This is a genomic window from Burkholderia sp. 22088, assembly GCF_052045915.1.
Lineage (GTDB): Bacteria > Pseudomonadota > Gammaproteobacteria > Burkholderiales > Burkholderiaceae > Burkholderia > Burkholderia cepacia.
Genome location: NZ_JBQEPY010000008.1, coordinates 132,621 through 156,117, shown reverse-complemented (window position 1 = coordinate 156,117; position 23,497 = coordinate 132,621). Strand labels below are relative to the sequence as shown.

Here is a 23,497-nt window from a genome sequence, read left to right as displayed (position 1 = left end):
GTCAGGCCGCCTGCGACGATTCGAGGAAGTCCTGCGCGAAGCGCTGCAGCACGCCGCCCGCCTCGTAGATCGACACTTCCTCGGCCGTATCGAGCCGGCACGTCATCGGCACCTCGACGCGCTCGCCGTTCTTGCGGTGAATCACGAGCGTCAGGTCGGCACGCGGCGTGCGCTCGCCGATCACGTCGAAGGTTTCGGTGCCGTCGATGCCGAGCGTCGTCCGGTTCGTGCCGGGCTTGAACTCGAGCGGCAGCACGCCCATCCCGATCAGGTTCGTGCGGTGGATCCGCTCGAAGCCTTCGGCGGCGATCGCCTCGACGCCCGCGAGCCGCACGCCCTTCGCGGCCCAGTCGCGCGACGAGCCCTGGCCGTAGTCGGCGCCGGCCACGACGATCAGCGGCTGCTTGCGATTCATGTACGTCTCGATCGCTTCCCACATCCGCATCACCTTGCCTTCCGGCTCGACGCGCGCGAGCGAGCCCTTCTTCACCGCGCCGTCGACCACCGCCATCTCGTTGATCAGCGTCGGGTTCGCGAAGGTCGCGCGCTGCGCGGTCAGGTGGTCTCCCCGGTGCGTCGCGTACGAGTTGAAGTCTTCTTCCGGCAGGCCCATCTTCGCGAGGTATTCGCCGGCCGCGCTGTCGAGCAGGATCGCGTTCGACGGCGACAGGTGGTCGGTCGTGATGTTGTCGCCGAGCACCGCGAGCGGGCGCATGCCCTGCAGCGTGCGTTCGCCGGCCAGCGCGCCTTCCCAGTACGGCGGACGGCGGATGTACGTGCTCTGCGGGCGCCAGTCGTACAGCGGCGCCGCGCGCTCGCCCGCATCGGCGCTGCGCGCGAACATCGGCTCGTAGACCTTGCGGAACTGCTCGGGCTTCACGCTCGACGCGACGATCGCATCGATCTCCTCGTCGGTCGGCCAGATGTCCTTCAGCGTGACGGGCTTGCCGTCCGGGTCGTGGCCGAGCGCGTCCTTCTCGATGTCGAAGCGGATCGTGCCGGCGATCGCATACGCGACGACGAGCGGCGGCGACGCGAGGAACGCCTGCTTCGCATACGGGTGGATGCGGCCGTCGAAGTTGCGGTTGCCGGACAGCACGGCCGTCGCGTACAGGTCGCGATCGACGATCTCCTGCTGGATCTTCGGGTCGAGCGCGCCCGACATCCCGTTGCAGGTCGTGCACGCGAACGCGACGATGCCGAAGCCGAGCTTCTCGAGTTCGGGCAGCAGGTTCGCTTCTTCCAGGTACAGCTCGACCGCCTTCGAGCCCGGCGCGAGCGAACTCTTGACCCACGGCTTGCGCGTGAGGCCGCGCGCATTCGCGTTGCGTGCAAGCAAGGCCGCTGCAATCACGTTGCGCGGGTTGCTGGTGTTCGTGCAGCTCGTGATCGCGGCGATGATCACCGCGCCGTCGGGCATCTCGCCCGCCTTCTCTTCCCACTGGCCGGCGATCCCGCGCGCGGCGAGGTCGGAGGTCGGCAGCCGCTTGTGCGGGTTCGACGGGCCGGCCATGTTGCGCACCACGCTCGACAGGTCGAACGTCAGCGTGCGCTCGTACTGCGCATGGTTCAGCGTATCGGCCCACAGGCCCGCCGCCTTCGCGTAGGTCTCGACGAGCTTCACCTGCTCGTCGCTGCGGCCGGTGAGGCGCAGGTAGTCGGTCGTCTGGCCGTCGATGAAGAACATCGCGGCCGTCGCGCCGTATTCGGGCGCCATGTTCGAGATCGTCGCGCGATCGCCGAGCGTGAGGCTCGCCGCGCCTTCGCCACGGAATTCCAGATACGCGCCGACCACCTTTTCCTTGCGCAGGAACTCGGTCAGCGCGAGCACGATGTCGGTCGCGGTGATGCCGGGCTGGCGCTTGCCGGTCAGCTCGACGCCGACGATGTCCGGCAGGCGCATCCACGACGCGCGGCCCAGCATCACGTTCTCCGCTTCGAGCCCGCCGACGCCGATCGCGATCACGCCGAGCGCGTCGACGTGCGGCGTGTGGCTGTCGGTGCCGACGCAGGTGTCCGGGTACGCGACGCCGTCCTGCGCCTGGATCACCGGCGACATCTTCTCGAGGTTGATCTGGTGCATGATGCCGTTGCCCGGCGGGATCACGTCGACGTTCTCGAACGCCTTCTTCGTCCACTCGATGAAGTGGAAGCGATCCTCGTTGCGGCGATCCTCGATCGCGCGGTTCTTCGCGAACGCGTCCGGATCGAAGCCGCCGCACTCGACGGCGAGCGAGTGGTCGACGATCAGCTGCACGGGCACGACCGGGTTCACCTTCGCCGGGTCGCCGCCGCCATCGGCGATCGCGTCGCGCAGGCCCGCGAGGTCGACGAGCGCCGTCTGCCCGAGGATGTCGTGGCACACGACCCGCGCCGGGAACCACGGGAAGTCGCGTTCGCGCTTGCGCTCGATGATCTGCTTCAGCGAATCGGCGAGGATCGCCGGATCGCAACGGCGCACGAGGTTTTCGGCGAGCACGCGCGACGTGTACGGCAGCGTGTCGTAGGCGCCGGGCGCGATCGCGTCGACCGCGGCGCGCGCGTCGAAATAGTCCAGCGACGTGCCGGGCAGGGGTTTGCGGTTGGCGGTATTCATGATGTGGGGCGGAATTCGGGGTAAGACGTTCCGCGCGCGCCGGCGGCCCGCATCACGGGCGCCGGCGCGCGCGGCGGGCGTTTCAGCGCTTCTCGATCGGCACGAACTGCAGGTCTTCCGGACCGGTGTAGTTCGCGCTCGGGCGGATGATCTTGTTGTCGATGCGCTGCTCGATGATGTGCGCGCTCCAGCCCGACGTGCGCGAGATCACGAACAGCGGCGTGAACATCGCGGTCGGCACGCCCATCATGTGATACGACACCGCGCTGAACCAGTCGAGGTTCGGGAACATCTTCTTCGCTTCCCACATCACCGATTCGAGGCGCTCGGCGATGTTGTACAGCTTCAGGTCGCCCGCTTCCTTCGACAGCTTGTGCGCGACGCCCTTGATCACCTTGTTGCGCGGATCGGAGATCGTATAGACCGGGTGGCCGAAGCCGATCACGACTTCCTTGTTCTCGACGCGGCGGCGGATATCGGCTTCGGCATCGTCCGGCGAGCTGTAGCGGCTCTGGATTTCATACGCGACTTCGTTCGCGCCGCCGTGCTTCGGCCCGCGCAGCGCGCCGATCGCGCCGGTGATCGCCGAGTAGATGTCCGAACCCGTGCCCGCGATCACGCGGCCGGTGAACGTCGATGCGTTGAATTCGTGCTCCGCGTACAGGATCAGCGACGTGTGCATCGCCTCGACCCACGACTTCGACGGCGTCTTGCCGTGCAGCAGGTGCAGGAAGTGGCCGCCGATCGAGTCGTCGTCGGTTTCCGTCTCGATGCGCTTGCCGTTGTGCGAGAAGTGATACCAGTACAGCAGCATCGAACCGAGCGAGGCCATCAGGCGGTCGGCGATGTCGCGCGCGCCCGGCAGGTTGTGGTCGTCCTTCTCCGGCAGCACGGTGCCGAGCACCGACACGCCCGTGCGCATCACGTCCATCGGGTGCGCGGATGCCGGGATCTGCTCGAGTGCGGCCTTCAGCGCGTTCGGCAGGCCGCGCAGCGCGCGCAGCTTCGCCTTGTACGCGGCCAGTTCGGTCAGGTTCGGCAGCGTGCCGTGAACGAGCAGGTGCGCGATTTCCTCGAATTCGCACGACTCGGCGACGTCGAGAATGTCGTAGCCGCGATAGTGCAGGTCGTTGCCGGTCTTGCCGACCGTGCACAGCGCCGTGTTGCCGGCCGTCACGCCCGACAGCGCCACCGATTTCTTCGGCTTGAATGCGCCTGCGGCGGCCGGTGCTGCTGCGTCTTTCGTCTCGCTCATCTTTCCGTTCTCCAATATGTATCGTGGGTGTCATGTCCGCCGGGCGCGGCACGGGTGCGCGCGGCCCGGTTTCATGCAAGGCTTGCCGGGAATCGTGCCCGGCGCGCGGGCCGCGCTACTTCTTGCCCTGCGCGAACAGCTCGTCGAGCTTGCGCTCGTATTCGTGATAGCCGAGGAAGTCGTACAGCTCGGCGCGCGTCTGCATCGTCGGCACGGCCGCCTTCTGCGTGCCGTCGCGGCGCAGCGTCTCGTAGAAGTTCAGCGCGGCCTTGTTCATCGCGCGATACGCGCCGCAGCAGTACAGCGCGATGTCGACGTTCGCCTCGCGCAGCTCGTCGAGCGTGAACAGCGGCGTCGAGCCGAACTCGGTCAGGTTCGCGAGGATCGGCACCTTCACGGCCGCCTTGAAGCGGCGGTAGTCGTCGAGCGTCTTCATCGCTTCCGGGAAGATCATGTCCGCGCCGGCCTCGACATAGGCCACCGCGCGCTCGATCGCCGAATCGATCCCTTCGGCGGCGGCGGCGTCGGTGCGCGCCATGATCACGAATTGATCGTCGGTGCGCGCATCGACCGCGGCCTTGATGCGATCGACCATTTCGTCGGCCGGCACGACTTCCTTGCCCGGACGGTGGCCGCAGCGCTTCTGGCCGACCTGGTCTTCCAGGTGCACGGCCGCGACGCCGGCCTTGATGAACGAGCGCACCGTGCGCGCGATGTTGAACGCGCCGCCCCAGCCCGTATCGATGTCGACCAGCAGCGGCAGGTCGGTCGCGTTGGTGATCCGGTTCGCGTCGATCAGCACGTCTTCCATCGTGCTGATGCCGAGGTCGGGGATTCCGAGCGAGTTCGCGGCGACGCCGCCGCCCGACAGGTACACGGCCTTGAAGCCGACGGCCTGCGCCATCTTGGCCGCGTACGCGGTGATCGCGCCGACCACCTGCAGCGGCTGCTCGGCCGCGACTGCCGCGCGGAATTTCGCGCCGGCGCTCTGAAGATGCGTGTTGCTCATGAACGGCCTCCTGATGGAATGCCCGATAACAGCAAGGACCGGGCCAGCTCGCGGAATGTCGCTAACCCTCTGATTCTTAAGCAACCGGCACGGGCGATGCCGCACCCGGCGATTTCAATTAAGCAATTTCATGTTTCAAAAATGAAATCTCGCGCGCATAATCGACCGTCATGGACCTCTCCTCGACCAAGCCCGTCGGCCCGGCGGATCGCGCGGCGCGCCCGCGCATCTGGGCGATGGGCATCAGCCGCCTGCGCGAACTCTTTCGCGAGATCGCCGGCGAATTCGACGAACGCGCCGACGTGCGCATCGTGACGCGCGCCTATGAGGATGCGCTCAGCGCGATCGCCGAGGCCGGCACCGCGCGGCCCGACGTTATCGTCGCGGCCGGCTCGAACGGCGGCTTCCTGAAGACGCGTGCGCAGGTGCCGGTGGTGGTCGTGTCGCCGACCGGCTTCGACGTGATGCAGGCGCTCGCGCGCGCCCGGCGCGACGCGTCGCGGATCGCGCTCGTCAGCGCCGGCGAAACGCCGCCCGAAGTGCGCCGCTTCGTCGCCGCATACGGCCTCGACGTGCAGTTTGCGTCATATCAGTCCGCGCAGGAAGCGGAAGCCTGCGTGCACGAGCTGCGCAACCGCGGCATCGAGACGATCGTCGGCCCCGGCCTCGTCACCGACCTCGCGGCCAGCGCCGGCATGGGCGCGGTGTTCCTGTATTCGCACGCGTCGGTGCGCAAGGCCGTCGAGACGGCGCTCGAAGTCGCGTACGCGACGCATGCCGAGGCGTTCCGCCGCCAGCGGCTCGACAACCTGCTCCAGCACCTGCGCGACGGCGTGGTCGCGCTCGACGCGCGCGGCCGCGTGGAGGCGATCAACGAGCGGCTCGCGTCGGCGCTCGGGGTCGAACCCGCGGCGGCCGTCGGCCGCGCGCTCGTCGACCTGCGGCCCGAGCTGCGCACGCTGCGCGGCGAGGACGGCGACGCGCTCGCGACCGTGCGCGGCGTGCGCTACGTCGTGCATCGCGGGCCGCTGGTCGATCGCGGCGTCACGTCGGGCAGCGTGCTGACTTTCCAGGAATCGCGCGCGGTCGAACGGCTCGACCGCGCACTGCGTTCGCAGCCCACCACGCAGCAGTTCGCGGCGCGCTACGCGCTCGACGACGTGGTCGGCGCATCGGCGCCGATGGCGCGCGTGCGCGATCTCGTGCGCCGCTACGCGAAATCCGACGCGACCGTGCTCGTGCTCGGCGAAAGCGGCACCGGCAAGGAAATGATCGCGCAGAGCCTGCACGCGCTGTCCGCGCGGCGCAGCTACCCGTTCGTCGCGGTCAATTGCGGCGCGTTTCCGGAAGCCCTGCTCGAAAGCGAGCTGTTCGGCTATGAGGAAGGCGCGTTCACCGGTGCGCGGCGCGGCGGCAAGACCGGCCTGTTCGAAGCCGCACACCGCGGCACGTTGTTTCTCGACGAGATCGGCGAGATGCCGCCGTCGCTGCAGAGCCGGCTGCTGCGCGTGCTGCAGGAGCGCGAGGTGATCCGCCTCGGCTCGACCGAGCCGATCCGCATCGACGTGCGCGTGATCGCCGCGACGCACCGTCCGCTGCTCGCCGCCGTCGAGGCCGGCACGTTCCGCGCGGATCTCTATTACCGGCTCAACATCCTGAACGTCGGCCTGCCGCCGCTGCGCGAGCGTGCAGCCGACATCCCGGCGCTCGCGGCCACGCTGCTCGTGCAGGCCGCACGACGCGAACCGCGGCTCGCCGAGCGCCTGCGCGACGCCGACGATGCCGCGCGCGTGCTCGGCGCGACGCAGGCCGGGCTCACGCGCTACCGGTGGCCCGGCAACGTGCGCGAACTGCAGAACGTGATCGAGCGGATCGCGGTGGAGCTGGCCGAGGAAGCCGACGAAAACGATCCGGCCGCCGCCTGCGGCACGCTCGATCCCGACGCGCTGCAGGCGATCGCGCCCGAGCTGTTCGCGGCGCCCCCCGACGCGGCCGACGCCGACGATGCGCAGACGCTGCACGCACGCCGCCGTCGCGCGGAAGCCGACGAGATCCGCGCGGTACTCGACGCGTGCGGCGGCGACCGCGATCGCGCATGCGCGATGCTCGGCATCAGCAAGACGACGCTGTGGCGGAAGTTGTCGGTGAAATAGGCAGGCCGGATGCGGTGCGCCGGCGCGCGCCGGCGTAACGAGAAACGTCAGTCGACCTTGTGATAGTGGCGGTACGCCTTCGCGCGATTGCCGCACGACGACATCGAACACCAGCGGCGGCTGCCGTTCTTGCTGTCGTCGATGAACAGCCACTGGCAGGCGTCGTTCGCGCAACGCTTGACCTTCGCGAGCCGCGCACCGCCAAGCAGGTCGATCGCCGACCACAGCACCGGGCTCAGCAGCGCCGCGAGCGCGCCGCCTGCGCCGCCGATCCGCCACGCATAGGCGCCGTCGATGCGCGCCAGCGCAACGCGCGGCGCCGCTTCCGCCAGAAAGCCGCCAAGCAGCGCCAGGTCGTCGGCATGCGGCTCGCGCTGCTCGGCCTGCGCATGAAACAGCCGATACAGCGCCTCGCGCAGTGCGAGCGCGCGCGCGAGCATCGCCGGCTCGTCATCCTTGTCCCTCACTCGACACGCGTCGGCCAAACCGGCCGGTACGCACGCCTGCTCGCGGCACCACGTCAACAGGTCGTCCAGCGTTCCGAAGGTCTCCGTCGGCGTGTCGGCGCCGCGCCAGTACAGCGTGTTCGCGAAATCGATGCTCAGCGTTTCCGGCGGCGCCGGAATCAGGCAGTCCGTCGTGACGGAAGGTTGCGTTTTGCTCATGACGCGATCGTATCTAACCAGCATGCCGGTTGACAAGCATCCGGACGCTTTCTAACATAACCGGCATGGTGGTTAAAAACCGGTTGGCTGCACTGCGCCCTTTCAGCTCAAGGAGACACAGATGATCGATCGCCTTTTCTTCAGCGTTATCCACAACGACCGCAGCCGGGTGTTCGACGACAGCACACTCGGCGCGCTCCGCTACAAGCGGCTGGCATGGTGCTTGTAGGCAGGTTTGCCGTACTGACGTCCCCTCTTCAGTTCAAGGAGCCCACAGATGATCGATCACCTTTCCTTCGGCGTCGCCCACATCGGCCGCAGCCGCACGTTCTACGACAGCACGCTCGGCGCGCTCGGCTACAAGCGGCTGTATAGCGACGACGGCTCGATCGGGTACGGCGAGACCGAGCCGGTGCTGTGGCTGCAGCATGCGGCTCGCCCCATCGCCGCCGATCCCGACTCCGGGCTGCACCTGTCGTTCAAGGCCGCGTCGCCCGTCGAGGTCGACGCGTTCTACCGCGCCGCACTCGAGCACGGCGGCCAGGACAACGGTGGGCCCGGCAAGCGCGAGCACTACGGCCCCGGCTATTACGCGGCGTTCGTCGTCGATCCCGACGGATATCGGCTCGAAGCCCATTGCGAGCTGGACAACGTCGTCTGATCCGGTTCGCACCGACGCGGGTGAACGACAAGGGCCCGATTCCGCATCGCGCGGAATCGGGCCCTTGTCCTTGTTTTTGCTGCATCGAGGTTCGGTCGCGACGCTCGCCGCAGGCAGGCACGCCGATGCCGGGCGGCGCGGCCGGCTCGCGGCCGATTGCCCCGCGATCCGCCCGCGCCGGGGACGTGTTTACTGCGCGTTGCGCGTGCTCTGCAACTGCTCGCCGAGCCCGTCGATCCCGAGGCGCACCGTCTGGCCGGCCTTCAGGAACACCGGCGACGGCTTGATGCCCATCCCGACGCCCGGCGGCGTGCCCGTCGTGATCACGTCGCCCGGCTGCAGCGTCATGCAGTTCGACAGATAGGCGATCAGCTGCGCGACGGTGAACACCATCGTGCGCGTGTTGCCGTTCTGATAGCGGTGGCCGTCGACCTCGAGCCACAGGTCGAGACGCTGCGGATCGGGCACCTCGTCACGCGTGACGAGCCACGGACCGATCGGGCCGAACGTGTCGAAACCCTTGCCCTTGTCCCACTGGCCGCCGCGCTCGATCTGCCATTCGCGCTCCGACACGTCGTTGACGACGCAGTAGCCCGCGACGTAATCGAGCGCGCGCGCTTCGTCGACGTCCTTGCAGGTCGCGCCGATCACGACGCCCAGCTCGACTTCCCAGTCCGTCTTGACCGAACCCTTCGGGATGTCGATGCCGTCGTTCGGGCCGCAGATCGAGCTCGTCCACTTGCCGAACACGACGGGCTCCTTCGGCACCGGCATGCCGGCTTCGGCCGCGTGATCGGCGTAGTTCAGGCCGATGCCGATGAACTTGCCGACGTGGCCGACGCACGCGCCGATGCGCGGCTCGCCCGACACGAGCGGCAGCGTGGCCGGATCGATTGCACGCAGACGCGCGAGACCCGCGTCGGACAGCACATCGCCGGACAGATCCGGCACATGCGCCGACAGGTCGCGAATCCGGCCGTCCGCGTCGAGAATACCGGGCTTTTCCTGGCCGGACGGGCCATAACGAAGCAGTTTCATCGTGCTCAACCTCTGTTGTCGAATAGGACAGGATACCGGCCGACGCCGCTCTTCGCGGCCGCGTGCCGGACTGATTGTCGATCGTCGATTGCGCGCGTCGGCGCCGCATCCGGCATGCCGTTCGACGCGCGAGGGTCGCGCGGGCGCAGCGATCGTGGCGCCACACGGAAGTATGGCGCGCATCGAACGGGCGGCCGCCGGTCTGCGCATCGGCGACGACGGCCCGGCACCCGCGACATGGCCCGGCCCGTACCGGCCGGCGTCACGCGCGGCCGCACCGTCGCTGGCCCGCCAGTCTTTGTACCATCGGCCGCGCACGATGAAATGACACGCGACGGATACCGACTATTGGTGCGCCCGCGGGCGCTGCGGCGCAGCATCGCGAATACCTTGAACCGGTGCCACCTGTCATGAATACCGGGTATTCGGAGCTTCCCTGTCATCCTGAAAACAAATTGATCCGTTCTTGTTAGGTAACGATCGGTAAAAAGACGCTGCATTGCACACTAAATGTTTGTTGTTAAGCTCGGACGGATGGCGTGCGTCGCCACACGCGAGCCCGACACAGGCGAAGTGCAGAATCGGTCAGCGTGCGTCGCCAATCGATCGACAGTAATCCCCCAACCTCACATCGACAATGCAAACAACCAACGACCTGCTTCCCGGCTGCGACGCACGGGAATCGATGGGCGCAATCGACCGTTATCGCGCACCCGCGCTCGACAAGGGTCTCGACATCCTCGAACTCCTGTCGGAGCAGAAAGAAGGCCTCACCCGCACCGAAATCACGAAGGAACTCGGCCGCAACGCGAGCGAGATCTACCGGATGCTCGAACGCCTCGTCGCGCGCCGCTACGTGATGCGCTCGACCGGCGGCGACCGCTATACGCTCAGCCTCAAGCTGTTCTCGCTCGCCCACCGGCATCCGCCGATGAGCCGGCTGATCGCCGAGGCGCTGCCGCCGATGCAGCGCTTCGCCGATTCCTCGGAACAATCGTGCCACCTGTCCGTCTACGATCGCGGCAACCTGCTCGTGATCGCGCAAGTCGACGGGCCCGGCCCGTGGGGTGTGTCGGTCCGGCTCGGCTCGCGCATCGGGCTCGCCGATACGGCATCGGGGCGGGTGATGCTGTCGTTCCAGGGCGCCGAGCAGCGCGCGCACATGCTCGCGGAGCACCGCAAGGTCAAGGGCGAAGCGCCGCTGAACGAGCAGGAACTCGCGTACGCGTGCCAGTCCATCCGGCAGGCCGGCTACCTGCGCCAGGACAGCCGCCAGGCGTACGGCGTGACCGACCTGACCGCGCCGATCCTCGGGCCGTCCGGCCATGCGATCGCGGTGCTGACCTGCCCGTACATGCGCCGGATCGATGCGCACATGGCGCCGTCGGTCGACGCGGTCGTCGATGGGTTGCGCGAAACGGCCGCCCATCTGTCGATGTGCCGCACCGAAACCTGCTGACACAGCTGAGCCTGCCGACACGCAGGCTCGTCGGAACGCACCGGGTACGGCGCGATTGCGCCGATCCCGGTCGCCCGCGATCACGCCGGTGCGAGGCGCGACGCACGGTGCCATATCGTGCGCCCACGGCGCTACGCTAAAATAGCGGCCCTCTCAAAAACTACGGCGGCCGGTTGTCGCGGCCGTCGTGTCCGATGGATGTCATGGCCAAACTTCTGAACGATCAAGAATTCCAGCGTTTCTCCGAACTTCAGCAGAAGCAGGCAAGCTTCACGATCACGCCCGAGGAGGCGGACGAACTGCGCGATATCGTCGCGCGCGCGCAGAAGAAGCGCGACGATCGTGCCGCCGCGATGCAGGCGATCGAGAACTACATCGAGCAGTTCGACATCACGCCCGACGAGCTCTTCTCGCCCGAGCAGATCGGCGACGCAGCCCGCACCTACGGGCTCATCACGGCGACCAAGAAGGAACGCACGCTGCCGCCGTCGATCACGTTCAACGGCAAGCCGTACCAGTGGACCAAGACGCTTCCGGACGACGTGCGCGGCGCGCTGTTCGAAGCATTCACGTCCGGCGAATCGGTCAAGCGCTTCATCGCGATGCCGAAGGACATCGCACGCTGCGCACTGACGATCGCCCGCCTCGAGCGCGAAACCGGCGCCGTCTATGCCGATTCGCACCTCGAGGAACTCGCGATTTCGCGCGACCAGGTGAACGACGCGGCGGCGAAACTCGCTGCCTGAATGTAAGCGCGGGCACGGTTCATGCGTGCCCGCCCCCTGCTCAACGCCGACCTTGGCCGGCGTTGCGCTTGCGCAAACCGTGCGTCCGGGCACTCCCGAAAAGTCTCACCTTGGCGTCCCGCAAGCGCTCACCCACACCTCCCGAAAAAGCTCACCAAGGCTCCCGGAAACCCTCACCGAAGCCTCCCGGATGTGCTCACCGACACGTCCCGCAGCCCCTCACCGATGCGCCCCGGAAAGGCTCACCGACGCCTCCCGCAGGTACTCACCGGCAACTCCCGGGAAGGCTCACCGAATGCTCCCGTATCGGCTCACCTCGACCATCCTGGAGAAGCTCACCGGCGGCTCCTGAAAAATCTCACCTTTTGGGCAGGCTCGAATTTTCGAGGCGGAAATACGGCGGCAAATACGTGTGAACATCGCGCGGAAAACTACGACGCGCGACGGATATCGCGGCAAACGAAACGCGTCTCGCGATGCCTGCCGTATGCGTGTCGTTGTTTCCATCGCGAACAGGCAGCGACACGTTCGCCGTTGTTTCGCTCGCGAGACCGGTTCGAATGCCCGGCATTCGTGACCGGAAACATCCGCAACGTGCCGGGAAGCCGGGGACATCGACGGCATATGGCGTCCGTACGCGCCGAGCCGCCGATGGACGCTACGGCTGCAGCTTCATCCTGAAGCCGACGACACCGGGCTCCTCCGTCGTCGACACGGCGAAACCGCACGACTTCGCAAGCGCGATCATCGCCGAGTTCTCGCGCAGCGCCTCGCCGATCATCCATGCGGTTCCGCGCGAACGCGCGTAGTCGATGATCCGGTTCATCATCAGCCGGCCAAGCCCCTTGCCCTTCTGGTCGGGTCGTACCGCGATCGCGAACTCCGCCGTCTCGTTGTCGGGATCGGCCACCGCGCGCGCCACCGCGAGCGTGTGGTCGCGCCCGGACACATCGGTGAACGACACGATGAAGGCCATCTCACGGTCGTAATCGATCTGCGTCATGCGCGCCACCTGTGAATGATCGAAGCTGCGCACCGCACCGAAGAATCGCATCCGCAGATCGTCCGGTGTCATCGCGCCAAGCAGTTCGTTGTGCGCGGCCTCGTCTTCCGGACGGATCGGGCGGATCGTCACCGTCTCGCCGCGCCACTCGAGCGTCTGTTCGAGGTGGCGCGGATACGGCATGATCGCGAGCCGGCTGCGGCCCGTGGCCAGCGTGATACGCGGCGCAATCACTTGCGCACGGTCGGACAGCACGCGCAGCGTGACCGACATCGCAACGACTTCACGCACGTCGCAGACGACCTGCGACAGCGCCGTCAATGCGTCGAGCGTCGGCTCGACGGGTGTGCGGCGTGCATACGGCGAGCGTTCCATCACCGCGCGGGCGAGCACGGTGTTCAGCGGCGGCAGGCCATAGACGACGAACGGCGCCGATACGCCGTCCGCGGGCGGCACGGCATAGCGAAACACCGGGCCGAAGTTCGCATCGTCGTACATGTCGACCGTGACATCGACGACTTTCGTGCCGGCCGGCTCGGCGGCCTGCTCGCCCTGCAGGCCGAAACGGGACAGCCAGCCCAGCGCGGCTTCGCCGGTCAGCTCATGCTCGCCGGCTTCGACCATCCGGCGCGCGTCGGCCTGCGCGGATGCAACGCACTCGGCCGGCTGCAGCGGCGTGCCCTCGGGCGTTTGCATCAGCAGTTGCCGCCCGAGGTTGTAGTCGACGAGACGCGCATACGCGCGTGCGAGCCGCTGCGGCGTGGTGTGCACGGGAATGCCGTTCGCATGCAATGCATCGCGCGTCGCCGCGTCGACTGCGCCGAAGAAACACGCGAGGATGCCGCGATGCGCGTACTGCCGCGCTTCGACCAGCGTGTGCGCGACCGCATCGGCCGGCGCGCTGTGGGAAGTCGAATGGACGACGAACAGCGTGCCCGTTTGCGGGAACGGCGCGAGCGCCTTGACCGCTGCGGCAAAATGCTCGGGCCGCGCATCGTCGCCCAGCGTCAGCGGATTGCCGGGCGACGCGAGATGCGGCAGCGCGGCCGAGACGGCCGACGTGGCGGCGGGCGGCCAGTCGGCCAGTACGTCGCGCACGTCGGACACCGCGTCGACCGCGAGTTTCGCGACCCCGGCATCGCTCGTCACGAGCGTGGCCGCGCCGCGCGCCGTGACGCGGCCGACGCCGAGCGTCTCGATCTCGTCGAGCAGGTCGTCGAGCGCATCGACCCGCACCATCCCCGCGCGCTGGAACGCCGCCGTATAGAGCGCGTCGCCGGGATCGGCGCGCCCGGTGCGCAAGGCGAGCACCGGCTTGTTGCGCGCGGCCGCGCGGGCGGCGGACATGAACTTGCGCGCCGCGCGCACGGTATCGAGTTCGAGCAGGATCGCGCGCGTGCCGGGGTCGCTCGCGAGATAGTCGAGCACGTCGCCCGCATCGACGTCGGACTCGCTGCCAAGCGCGACGACATGCGAAAAACCGAGGCCCCGTGCGTCGGCCCAGCCGAGCACCGCGTTCGTCAGCGCATTCGATTGCGACACCCACGCGACACCGCCCGATCGCGCCGTATAGGCCGGCGCGCCGAAATGGGCATGCCGTCCGGGCGACAGCACGCCGAGGCTGCCCGGCCCGACGATACGGAGCACGAACGGCTTCGCCGCCTTCAGTGTGCGATCGAGCGCGGCGCGATCGGCATCCGTGCGCGCCTCGCCGACGATCACCGCCACGCGCGTGCCGAGCTCGCCGAGCTTGCGCACGATGCCGGCCCAGGTCGCGGGCGGCGTGCAGATCACGGCAACCGACGGCGGTGCGGGCAACCGGTCGACATCGGCAACGACCGCATGCCCGTGCAGGTCGCGATACTTCGGATTGACGGGCCACACGGGCCCCTGGAACGCGCCGTCGAGCACGCGCGACCACACCATCGCGCCGATACTGCCCGCGCGCGACGACGCGCCGACGACCGCAACGGACTTGGGCTGGAACAACGCATCGAGATGGCGAACGGTCACATCGGCTCCCTGCGGTAACGAAAGACGACCCGATCGGCATGCGGCACGGACAGGCCGTACACCGATCGACGCGAACCCCAAGCATAGGCGAAGCGCATGCGGCTGCCTATATGCCGGACGGCCGACTATTCGACAGACGTCAACGCACGCACCATGGGTCTGCAACGCGAGCACGAAAGCCGTCGCCGCACGCCGGGCGTCCACATTCGCTCGACGCAGCCGGCGTTCGCATTCGGCGCGGTGCCGCGTCCGCTTCGTCAAAGGTGAGGATTTACAGGAGCTATGGTGAGTAAATTCGGGAATTGCACGGCGCGACGCGCAAACACGCGAAAGGTGATCGGAATTCGCGGCGCGCGTGCACCGCGAGAATGGCGCGAGCCAATGCGGATGTGCCGTGAAATTGCGGCGCTGTTTACCGAAAATCGCCGCGATATGCAGCCGAATCGCAGCGAATTCGCAAAACGGGATCCGTTAATTGCGCGGCATCGCAGTTCAATACGCCGTCGGAAATCGCGCCGGGAATGCACAAAAACAAAACGGTGCGACGGCGGCATGGCCGTTCGCACCGTCGGTCGGCACGCGAAAGGTGAGAATTTTCGGGAGTCAGTCCTTGATCAGGAAACGCGCGCGATTCTTGCCGAGCCACGTCGGCGACCGTCCACGGCCACTCCACGTTTCACCCGTCTTCGGGTTCAGGTACTTCGGCGGCGACGTACGCTTCGGCTTCGCGGCGGCAGCGGCCGCCCCTGCCGCACGGAACCCGAGCTCTTCCGGCGTAATGTCGTATTCCTCGATTTTCGCGCGGATATCGGCAATCGCATCGGCAATCGCCTTTTCGCGTTCCTTGTCGATCTTTTGCTGAAGCCGTTCGAGCTGCGCGGTCAGTTGCCTGTAGGTCGCCATATGGATGGGACTCCGTGAGTGTTATTCGTGAAAAATAGGTGACTCTCAGCAAACAGAAAAGCGCTTCGCCCGATCGTGATCTCCCCAGCCGGTTATCTCGAGGTCAATAACCGCTCTTCTTCTTGCACGCGAAGAGAAGATTTCGCGTGGCGTCATCGCTCGATTGCTGAAGCACTTCGAAATCCCCGTTACAGATCGCCCGGGCATTGTCCGTGCAATTGCTCCAGTCGCTGCCGGTGCATTGCACCTGGGTAGTCGGACGCCCGTCCGAAGTGAACAGCGGCGCGCTGCCGCCACACCCGCCGAGCCCGGCAACCAGACCCAGCACAACGGCCGCCCGAGGCCACCGGCAGACCGACGCAAGCATGTGTTTCATTGTTCTTCCCGTCAACCTTTTTTTGAATGTCGCGAGTATGCCATGCGCGGCCCTTTCTCCGTCAGTTCGGCGTGCGGCCGGGTTGCCCGCGCGCCTTGTACGGCAAGCGCTTGCGCGGATCGTCGGTGATGCGAACGAACACCTGCTCGACGTCCGGAATCGCCTCGAGCTCACGCTGCAATGCCTGCCGGTCGAACGCCGTATCGGCACATCCTTCGACGTAAATGAAACGCCGCTGCACCGTGATCCACAGGCTCGTGCCGTGCAGTCGATCGGAGCCGGCGAAGTGTGCCTTCACGGCGTCGGCGATCGATGCGTCATACATGTAGGAGTTCGGCTTCGTGCAGCGGTGCGCGAGCCAGCACGTGGTGCCGCGTTCGGCACGGTAATGCGCGTCGTCCGTCATCTCGGCCCGGGTCATCCACGGGCCGAGCGGCAACGGGCATTCGGCCACGTCCCGCGACAGCGCGATGAACGGATCGTTGTACCAGTTGCGCCGCGCCTCGGGGGCGTCGGCATCGCCGGACTGCGCGAGCGCGGCGCTCGCCAGCAACAGCGTCAGCCATCCTGCGATGCCGATCCGTTTCATCGTGCTCTCCTGTTCGATGCCGCACGTCCGGCCGCATCGGCGTTGCCGGTCGGCCTACCGGTCGATGCCCAGCGCCGCCAGCTTCTTGTACAGCGTCGCGCGGCCGATCCCGATGCGCGCGGCCGCTTCTACCACCTTGCCGTCGCAAGCCGCGAGCGCATCGGTCAGGAACTGGCGCTCCCACGCCGCCAATGCATCGGCATACGACGCTGCCGGTGCAGCCCGCATTTCGCCCGTGCGCCGCTCGACCGTCGACACGGCCGCCGGCTGCGCCGGTACTGCACCGTCCGTCGATACGCGCACCGGCCCAAGGAACGGCGCGAGCGCACGCGCATCGATCACCGACCGGTCCGACAGCATCAGCGCGCGCTCGAGCGTATTGCGCAACTCGCGCACGTTGCCCGGCCACGGATACGCACACAGCATCCGCAGCGCATCGTCGGTCAGTTCGCAATGGGCCGCGCGCCCGTGTTGCGCGGCCAGTTCCTCGAGGGTTGCGTAGACGAGCGCCGCAATGTCGGAGGCGCGCTCGCGCAGCGGCGGCGCGTGGATCGTCAGCACGTTCAGACGGTAATAGAGATCCGCGCGAAAACGCCCGGCTGCGACCAGCGCCGGCAGGTCGGCGCTCGTGGCCGCGATGATCCGGACGTCCGCGCGCACGATCCGGTTCGAGCCGACCGGCTCGAACTCCTTGTCCTGCAGCACGCGCAGCAGCTTGCCCTGCAGCGGCAGCGGCATGTCGCCGATCTCGTCGAGAAACAGCGTCCCGCGATCGGCCAGCTCGAACTTGCCGACGCGCCCCTTGCGGTCGGCGCCCGTATACGCACCGGGCGCCGCGCCGAAGAATTCGGTTTCGAGCAGCGTGTCGGGAATCGCGGCAACGTTGACCGTCACGAGCGGCTGGAGTGCACGCGCCGACGCCGCGTGGATCGCATGCGCGAGCAGTTCCTTGCCGGTGCCCGTCTCGCCGAGCAGCAGCACCGGCGAGTCGACCTGCGCGGCGCGGCGCGCCTGGCGCTTGGTTTCGAGACTCGCCGCACTCGTGCCGACGAAACTCGCGAACGTGTATTTCGCGCGGCGCGCCTGCGCGAGCGAACGTTGTGTCGCGATCAGTTGCTGCTGAAGCTGGGCGTAGCGGGAAAAGATCGGCGTGAGCGTCTTCAACTGGTCGAACAGCGCAAAGCCGATCGCGCCGACCGTCTCACCGGCCTCGTTCTTCAGCGGCAGGCGCGTGACGACGAGCGGCTCGCGGCCCGTCTCCATGATGTCGAGCAGGATCGGCTGCCCGGTCGACACGACCTCGCGCATCAGGCTGTTCGGGATCACGGCCTCGCAGTCGAGGCCGACAGCCTGTTGCGGATCGGCGAAACCGAAGCGCGCCGCATACCGCTCGTTCATCCACACGACGCGTGCATCGCGATCGACGACCACCGTGCCCGCGCTCGAATCCTCGAAGGTCCGGAACAGCGACTCGGCGGCGCGCCGCAGCACGTCGCCGTAGTTGACGGGCAGGCGGGCCCAGTCGTTCATCATCGTGTCTTCGTCTCCGTGTATTGTCGACCGGCTGTCTCCGGAACGAGACGGATTATCTCACTCCGGAGACACGCCGCAACACGTTGCCCGGGAACGCCCCGCCCGATTACACGGGCTGGCCGGACGGCCATTTCGTCTCCGGATGGAGACGTTTTATGTAGAATCGTCAGACAACGACCGGCGCGGGCCCGCCGGTCCCCGGCGGACCCATGTCCGGCGGCGCTATCCGGCCGATGGCACGAAACCTGCACGAACCTGAGCCGGTCCGCGGCGCATCGCGCGATCGAACAACAACCAAAGCCATTAGGAGACTCCCTTGTCTTTCGTGATCGTCCTCGCCGCGCTGGCGTTCCTGATGTTCGCCGCGTATCGCGGCTACAGCGTGATCCTGTTCGCGCCGATCGCCGCGCTCGGCGCGGTGCTCCTGACCGAACCCGCCGCCGTCGCACCGGTCTTCTCCGGCATCTTCATGGAGAAGATGGTCGGATTCGTCAAACTGTATTTCCCGGTGTTCATGCTCGGCGCGGTATTCGGCAAGGTGATCGAACTCTCCGGGTTCTCCGAGTCGATCGTCCACGCGGCGATCCGCTACATCGGCCGCTCACGCGCGAATGCGGTGATCGTCGCGGTGTGCGCGCTGCTCACCTATGGCGGTGTGTCGCTGTTCGTCGTGGTGTTCGCGGTCTATCCGTTCGCGGCCGAACTCTATCGCCAGAGCAACATCCCGAAACGGCTGATGCCCGGCGCGATCGCGCTCGGCGCGTTCTCGTTCACGATGGATTCGCTGCCGGGCACGCCGCAGATCCAGAACATCATCCCGACCACGTTCTTCAAGACGACCGCCTGGGCCGCGCCCGCGCTCGGCACGATCGGCTCGCTGTTCATCATCGTCGTCGGCCTCACGTATCTCGAATGGCGCCGCCGTTCGGCGATGGCAAAGGGTGAAGGCTACGGCACGTCGCTCGTCAACGAACCGGAGCGCGTCGAGGCGAAGTCGCTGCCGAATCCCGCGCTCGCGATCCTGCCGCTGATCCTCGTCGGCGTGTCGAACTTCGCATTCACGAAGCTGATTCCGCAGTGGTACGGCGCCGCGTCTTACACGGTCGCGCCGGAAGTGCTGCCCGGCGTGCACGCGCCGGTCACGACGTCGATCAAGACCGTCGTCGCGATCTGGTCGGTCGAGGCGGCGCTGCTGCTCGGCATCGTCCTGGTCGTGCTGACCGCGTTCAAACGCGTCAGCGGGCGCTTCGCAGCCGGCTCGAAGGCCGCCGTCGCCGGTGCGCTGCTCGCCGCGATGAACACCGCGTCGGAATACGGCTTCGGCGGCGTGATCGCGGCGCTGCCGGGCTTCCTCGTCGTCAGCGATGCCCTGAAGAGCATCCCGAACCCGCTCGTCAACGCGGCCGTGTCGGTCAGCTCGCTCGCCGGCATCACGGGCTCGGCGTCGGGCGGCATGAGCATCGCGCTCGCCGCGATGTCGGACCTGTTCATCAAGGGCGCGCAGGCCGCCAATATCCCGCTGGACGTGCTGCACCGGGTCGTCGCAATGGCGAGCGGCGGCATGGACACGCTGCCGCACAACGGCGCGGTGATCACGCTGCTCGCGGTCACGGGCCTCACGCACCGCGAGTCGTATCGCGACATCTTCGCGGTCACGATCATCAAGACGCTCGCGGTGTTCTTCGTGATCGCCGTGTACTACATGACGGGGCTCGTGTAATACCCCCGCGCGCGGCGGCCCGACTCCGGGTCGCTGCCCGCCAGCCGCCGGCCACGTCGCTGCGGCCGGCTTCTCCCCCGCTCCTCCCCTTTTTGCCGGGCACCGTCCAGGTGCGCGCGCCGGCCGTTCATTGTTGTCTTCCGGAGAACACTACGTTGGGCGCAGCGGCATTTTTCGCGCGTCAGGCGAGGCCTACACTGCTTTCGACGGTCACCGTACGTGATCGGCGCCGTCGAAAACCTGGAGGTATCCGCTCATGAACCCGCTGCTCCGTACACTCGCCCTCGCGGCCGCATTCGCCGCTCCCGTCGCCGCGCAGGCGCAAGCCACCTCGCCGCTCACGCGCGCCGAAGTTCATTCCGAGGTGGTTGCACTGAGAAAAGCCGGCTTCCAGCCGAGCGACTGGTTCTACCCTGCCAGCATCCAGGCCGCCGAAGCTAAGATCGCCCGGCAGCAAGGTGCGTCGCGGGCCGCGGGCGCCGGCTACGGCAATCGCGGCGTGTCCGCCACGGGCCAATAGTCCGGTTTCAACCCAGCGGGCTGCGCTCGCGTCAGCGCCACGTCCCCGGCGCGCGCAGCGCTCACCGCGCTGCACGGTCAGCGCGGCTCGATGACCGCTTTCGCGTAGGACTCGCGCTCCAGTTCCAGTATTTCCGCGGACAGTTGCAGGTGCATGCCGGGCGGCGCGACGACGTGCCGCTTCAGTTCCGCCAGCACCCGCTCCGAGAATTCCCGCTTGACGTCAGTCGGCCGGCCGCTCAGCACCGCGAGCTTCGCGTGGACGAACGCGCGCGGCGCCGGCGACGTGCCGACTGCAAATGTATCGAGCCGCAGCGCGCGGCTCTTGATATCGCGCTCGTCGAAATGGCCGGACGCGGCAAGCGCGGCATTGAGCGCGCGCAGTGTCGCGCCGGCGTCGAACCCGTCGAGGTTCGCAGAATATTCGAGCGTCAGGTGGGGCATGGGGTCGGTGGCCTCGTCGGTATCGGGAAATGCGCCGGCCGGCATCCCGAAAGCCCACGCAGTGCCACCGGATCTATGCCTTGACTGGCTGGATCAGGCGCTCGCAGGCGCTTGCCTGCGGATCGCCGGCGGGCAGTTTCCCACAGATGCCGTCGAACTGCTTCGCGATCGACCTGACCGATGCGTCGTGCGCGCCGCTGCCGCGCCAGCGGTTCAACTGCGTGACGACCTTGGTCAACGCGCGCAGGTTAGCGCCGTAGAACGCGTCCCGCGTCTTGTCGGCCTGCGCGAGCACACTCGAGGCGATCCCTTCGATGCGCGCCGAATCGTCCGGCGCCAGTTCGACCGCATTCGCGAAATAGGTCGCGCCCCAGCGCAGCTTCGTCGCCGGCCCGCTCGCCGCATCGTATGCCTTGCGGTACCAGTCGAGCGCCGCGGCCTTGTCGCCGCGCGCCTTCGCATTCGCGGCCAGCCCGGACATGAAGTAGTACGGCGTGGACGAGCGCGGCAACTCGGCCTTCAGCAACGCATCCGACTCGTCGTACAGCCCCGCGTCGGTCAGCGTGTCCGCGCCTTCGCTGACGAGTGCCTGCCGTTCGTATGCGTTCGCGGCGCCCTGCACCGACGCCAGAATCTGTTTGCGCGCCGTATCGGCCAGCGCCGGCACGGCGAGCGGTGCGCCCTTGCGTGCATCGCCGCGCGCGAGCAGCACGCGGCCGTGCAGCGCCATCAGCCGGTCGATCGACGACAGCGTGGTGTCGGTCGACAGGCGCGCAAGCGCCGTGTCGTACGCGCCGCGCAATTTCGCGCGCTGCGCGTCGCCGCCACCGAGATACGCGACCACACGCGCGGGCGCGGCGACCAGCACGTCCGAATCGGCCCGCGACAAGGCGGGATCCTGCAGCACCGTGCGCAGCGAATCGGCCAGCGCCGTCTTGTCCAGCGCGCCGGCCTGCGCCGGATCGTCGGACGCGGCGACCACGGCCGACTTCAGCGCGAAGCGCGCCGATTCGGCCTTCGCGCCGGCCGCCCGCGCGCGTTGCGCGAGCGACTGCAGCGTCTCGGCCACGCGATCGGCCGGCACCGGCAGCGCGCCGTCGGTATCCCATGAATAGTCGGCCAGCAGGCGCCATTCGTCCGGCGTCAGCGACGCACCGTTCTTCAGCGCGGTCGCGAGCGTCTGCCGCACCGGATGCGCGGCCGTCATCCCGAGCGACAGCGCCTGCATGTAGCGGTCGAGATCGGCTTCGCCCGGCAGCCGCGTCACTTCGGTGCCGTCGGGACGGAACAGGATCATCGTCGGGTAGCCGTGCACCTTGAAGCGCTCGCCGAGCTTCTGCGCGCTTTCGGTATCGCCGTCGAGATACACGGGCACGAAGAACGACGAGCGGGTCTTGAATGCCTGCTGGCTGAAGATCGTCGATTTCACCTGGTTGCACGACGGGCACCACACCGCGCCCCAGTAGAGCAGCAGCGGCTTGCCGGTGCGCTTCGCCAACGCGAAAGCGGCGTCGACGTCGCCGTGCTGCCACGCGATGCCGGGCGGCAGGTGCGCGCCGTCGGGCGATGCGCTCGCGACCGGGGTGCCCGTGGGCGCGGCGGCGGCAAACGCCGCACCCGCGGCGGCAGCGAGCAGGCAGGCGGCAGTCAGATTCCGGAGAGCGGTTTTCATCGAAGCGGGTCCGTTGAAAGAGAAGGTTGCGGGAAGGAGTGGCGCGCCAGGCGACGACGGGAAGCGACGACCTGAAGCGACGCCCATGCAGCGAGATTCATGAAGCGATGAAGCGCACCGGCGTGCGGCGTGGCGTAAGCCGGCGTGCGTCGACGCAAGCCGCACGCATCGATGCGGAGACCGCCAACGCCGCCCGAAGCGGCCGGCGCAAATCCTTCAACGATACGATCCGCGCAGCCGGCGGGAAACGAACGAATTCTTGAATGAATATGACGCGCGGCATCGTCGCCGCGCGTTCACTCTCGGCCCTTGATCCGCGCCATGTGATACACGGACATGTGCACGCCGTCGCGCAATGCATAACCCGGCGATTCGCCCTCGATCCGGAAGCCGTGCTTCTCGTAGAGCGCGATCGCCGCGCGGTTGTCGGTGAACACGGTCAGCTCGAGGCGCGTGAGGTTCAGCCAGCCTTCCGCGAGATCGATCGCGGCCGCGAGCAACCGGCTGCCGATGCCGCGCCCGTGCCGGGTCGCGTCGACCATCATGCCGAGCCCTGCCGCATGGCGCCGACGCGGATTCGGTTCGAACTCGAGGCCGAGATGGCCGACCACCTCGCCGTCGATTTCGGCGACGAGGCTCGCGCCGCGCTCGTGCGCGTTGGCGAGCCGTTTCTGCCATTTTTCGAACGATGGGAACGGATACTGCAGCGTATTCATGTACACCGCGGGGTGCGCGGCGATCTGCCGGATCGCGTCGACGTCGTGCGTCTCGCTGTGCCGGATCTTGATGTCGGTCATGGGTGGGCCGGTTCCGAAAAGTCGCGCCCGCGGCGCGGGCTGCGCACATGCGCAGCAACGGATCGAGCTTATCCGATTTCACGCATTTGAAACATCGGCGTCATGCGATGCCGTTGCCCCCGCAACGACCAGCGCTCAAGCCACGCCTCCACGAGCAGGGAAAATCTGACCGGCCCGGCGGCCGGAAACCGGTAATTCCTTACCCGCTTCCGGCACGCATCGCTTCCCGATGCCTCCCGATCGATCGTTGCGCACGCAACGTCACGCGCGCGACATGCGATGTCATGCCTTCATCACGTCGGCGTCACGTCGACTCCCTAGACTGGGCGCCGCCCAATCCGGCACG

19 protein-coding genes are annotated in these 23,497 nt (G+C 67.5%); 6 read left to right on the top strand and 13 right to left on the bottom strand.

Annotated elements, in window-relative coordinates:
* Position 1 precedes the first annotated feature (1 nt).
* The 3 genes from acnD to prpB form a co-directional block, all read right to left on the bottom strand.
* Positions 2–2,596 (bottom strand): Fe/S-dependent 2-methylisocitrate dehydratase AcnD, encoded by a 2,595-nt coding sequence (gene acnD, locus ACTJLD_RS17125; RefSeq protein WP_334053130.1) that lies wholly within the window; start codon positions 2,594–2,596, stop codon positions 2–4.
* A gap of 82 nt (positions 2,597–2,678) precedes the next feature.
* A complete protein-coding gene (gene prpC / locus ACTJLD_RS17120; protein WP_027790338.1) occupies positions 2,679–3,851 on the bottom strand; it encodes a bifunctional 2-methylcitrate synthase/citrate synthase in 1,173 nt (390 codons plus the stop codon).
* A gap of 115 nt (positions 3,852–3,966) precedes the next feature.
* The gene (gene prpB, locus ACTJLD_RS17115) at positions 3,967–4,860 is read right to left on the bottom strand and encodes a methylisocitrate lyase (protein ID WP_027790337.1); all 894 of its coding nucleotides are present in this window, start codon (positions 4,858–4,860) and stop codon (positions 3,967–3,969) included.
* A 170-nt stretch (positions 4,861–5,030) separates the two neighbouring features.
* Between prpB and prpR the strand changes: the two genes are divergently transcribed.
* On the top strand, positions 5,031–7,013 hold the full coding sequence (gene prpR, locus ACTJLD_RS17110; protein ID WP_440659344.1) for a propionate catabolism operon regulatory protein PrpR: 1,983 nt from the start codon (positions 5,031–5,033) through the stop codon (positions 7,011–7,013).
* Between the two features lie 47 nt (positions 7,014–7,060).
* Here the strand turns inward: prpR and ACTJLD_RS17105 are convergent, their stop codons facing one another.
* Complete coding sequence (locus ACTJLD_RS17105) at positions 7,061–7,702, bottom strand: CGNR zinc finger domain-containing protein (RefSeq protein ID WP_175863658.1); 642 nt, start codon at positions 7,700–7,702, stop codon at positions 7,061–7,063.
* Between the two features lie 253 nt (positions 7,703–7,955).
* Between ACTJLD_RS17105 and ACTJLD_RS17100 the strand changes: the two genes are divergently transcribed.
* Positions 7,956–8,339, top strand: coding sequence for a VOC family protein (locus tag ACTJLD_RS17100; protein WP_021159659.1), 384 nt, complete (start codon positions 7,956–7,958; stop codon positions 8,337–8,339).
* 189 nt (positions 8,340–8,528) lie between these two features.
* Here ACTJLD_RS17100 and ACTJLD_RS17095 read toward each other — a convergent pair whose 3' ends face one another.
* On the bottom strand, positions 8,529–9,377 hold the full coding sequence (locus ACTJLD_RS17095) for an ureidoglycolate lyase (RefSeq protein ID WP_059693076.1): 849 nt from the start codon (positions 9,375–9,377) through the stop codon (positions 8,529–8,531).
* A 637-nt stretch (positions 9,378–10,014) separates the two neighbouring features.
* On the opposite strand from ACTJLD_RS17095, the gene ACTJLD_RS17090 reads away from it, so the two are divergent.
* The gene (locus ACTJLD_RS17090) at positions 10,015–10,836 is read left to right on the top strand and encodes an IclR family transcriptional regulator (RefSeq protein ID WP_059693078.1); all 822 of its coding nucleotides are present in this window, start codon (positions 10,015–10,017) and stop codon (positions 10,834–10,836) included.
* A gap of 194 nt (positions 10,837–11,030) precedes the next feature.
* Positions 11,031–11,582, top strand: a complete 552-nt coding sequence (locus ACTJLD_RS17085) for a hypothetical protein (RefSeq protein ID WP_027790331.1) — start codon at positions 11,031–11,033, stop codon at positions 11,580–11,582.
* A gap of 658 nt (positions 11,583–12,240) precedes the next feature.
* On the opposite strand, the gene ACTJLD_RS17080 is transcribed toward ACTJLD_RS17085, so the two are convergent.
* The 5 genes from ACTJLD_RS17080 to ACTJLD_RS17060 form a co-directional block, all read right to left on the bottom strand.
* Positions 12,241–14,598, bottom strand: a complete 2,358-nt coding sequence (locus ACTJLD_RS17080) for a GNAT family N-acetyltransferase (RefSeq protein ID WP_091920697.1) — start codon at positions 14,596–14,598, stop codon at positions 12,241–12,243.
* Positions 14,599–15,201: 603 nt separating this feature from the next.
* Complete coding sequence (locus ACTJLD_RS17075; RefSeq protein ID WP_027790329.1) at positions 15,202–15,501, bottom strand: H-NS histone family protein; 300 nt, start codon at positions 15,499–15,501, stop codon at positions 15,202–15,204.
* A gap of 103 nt (positions 15,502–15,604) precedes the next feature.
* The gene (locus tag ACTJLD_RS17070; RefSeq protein ID WP_048023821.1) at positions 15,605–15,877 is read right to left on the bottom strand and encodes a hypothetical protein; all 273 of its coding nucleotides are present in this window, start codon (positions 15,875–15,877) and stop codon (positions 15,605–15,607) included.
* 61 nt (positions 15,878–15,938) lie between these two features.
* Positions 15,939–16,466, bottom strand: a complete 528-nt coding sequence (locus ACTJLD_RS17065; RefSeq protein ID WP_440659343.1) for a BON domain-containing protein — start codon at positions 16,464–16,466, stop codon at positions 15,939–15,941.
* 54 nt (positions 16,467–16,520) lie between these two features.
* Positions 16,521–17,999, bottom strand: a complete 1,479-nt coding sequence (locus ACTJLD_RS17060; RefSeq protein ID WP_027790327.1) for a sigma-54 interaction domain-containing protein — start codon at positions 17,997–17,999, stop codon at positions 16,521–16,523.
* Positions 18,000–18,315: 316 nt separating this feature from the next.
* Here ACTJLD_RS17060 and ACTJLD_RS17055 point away from each other — a divergent pair, with 316 nt between their 5' ends.
* Both ACTJLD_RS17055 and ACTJLD_RS17050 read left to right on the top strand, forming a co-directional pair.
* A complete protein-coding gene (locus tag ACTJLD_RS17055) occupies positions 18,316–19,719 on the top strand; it encodes a GntP family permease (protein WP_060174028.1) in 1,404 nt (467 codons plus the stop codon).
* Positions 19,720–19,975: 256 nt separating this feature from the next.
* On the top strand, positions 19,976–20,239 hold the full coding sequence (locus ACTJLD_RS17050; protein ID WP_027790325.1) for a DUF4148 domain-containing protein: 264 nt from the start codon (positions 19,976–19,978) through the stop codon (positions 20,237–20,239).
* 77 nt (positions 20,240–20,316) lie between these two features.
* On the opposite strand, the gene ACTJLD_RS17045 is transcribed toward ACTJLD_RS17050, so the two are convergent.
* The 3 genes from ACTJLD_RS17045 to ACTJLD_RS17035 form a co-directional block, all read right to left on the bottom strand.
* The gene (locus ACTJLD_RS17045; protein WP_027790324.1) at positions 20,317–20,682 is read right to left on the bottom strand and encodes a 5-carboxymethyl-2-hydroxymuconate Delta-isomerase; all 366 of its coding nucleotides are present in this window, start codon (positions 20,680–20,682) and stop codon (positions 20,317–20,319) included.
* A gap of 73 nt (positions 20,683–20,755) precedes the next feature.
* Positions 20,756–22,354 (bottom strand): thioredoxin family protein, encoded by a 1,599-nt coding sequence (locus ACTJLD_RS17040; protein ID WP_060372902.1) that lies wholly within the window; start codon positions 22,352–22,354, stop codon positions 20,756–20,758.
* Between the two features lie 296 nt (positions 22,355–22,650).
* Positions 22,651–23,151, bottom strand: coding sequence for a GNAT family N-acetyltransferase (locus ACTJLD_RS17035; protein WP_440659342.1), 501 nt, complete (start codon positions 23,149–23,151; stop codon positions 22,651–22,653).
* Positions 23,152–23,497: the final 346 nt, after the last annotated feature.